We start from the raw sequence: 641 nt of genomic DNA on the forward strand, positions 1-641 counted from the left end.
GTCGCGGTCATGGAGAAGATCCGGGTGTTCGTTCTCGATGACCACGAGATCGTGCGGAATGGTCTGCGTCAGACGCTCGCCCGGCATGACGATATCGAGGTCGTCGGTGAGGCCGGGCTGGCGGCGGAGGCGCTGCGGCGTATTCCGGCGTTGCATCCGCATGTGGCGGTGCTGGACGGGCGGTTGCCTGACGGCAGTGGCATCGACGTGTGCCGGGAGATCCGGTCGGCGTTGCCGGGGGTGGCGTGTCTGATTCTGACGTCGTATGACGATGACGAGGCGCTGTTCTCCGCGATCATGGCTGGTGCGGCGGGGTATGTGCTGAAGGAGATCCGGGGCAACGACCTGGTGGGTGCGATCCGGACGGTGGCGTCGGGTCAGTCGTTGCTGGCTCCGTCGGTGACGCGTCGGGTGTTGGAGCGGCTGCGGGACGGGCCGCACGAGGATCCGGCGATGGCGACGCTGAACCAGCGGGAGCGGGAGATCCTGCAGCTGATCGCGGACGGGTTGACGAACCGGCAGATCGGTACCCGGCTGGGGCTGTCGGAGAAGACCGTGAAGAACTACGTGTCGAGCATTCTGGAGAAGCTGGGCCTGGCCAGCCGCACGCAGGCGGCGGTCTACCTGATGAAGCAGGCCGG

The 641-nt window shown here is 66.8% G+C and carries 1 protein-coding gene; it reads left to right on the plus strand.

The window, feature by feature from the left end; all coding sequences use genetic code 11:
- Positions 1-641 (plus strand): response regulator transcription factor (locus FREUN1FDRAFT_RS39270; RefSeq protein WP_006546027.1); only part of this gene is annotated, 641 nt, incomplete at both ends.

It is taken from the genome of Parafrankia sp. EUN1f (assembly GCF_000177675.1).
In the GTDB taxonomy this organism is placed as follows: Bacteria; Actinomycetota; Actinomycetes; order Frankiales; family Frankiaceae; genus Parafrankia.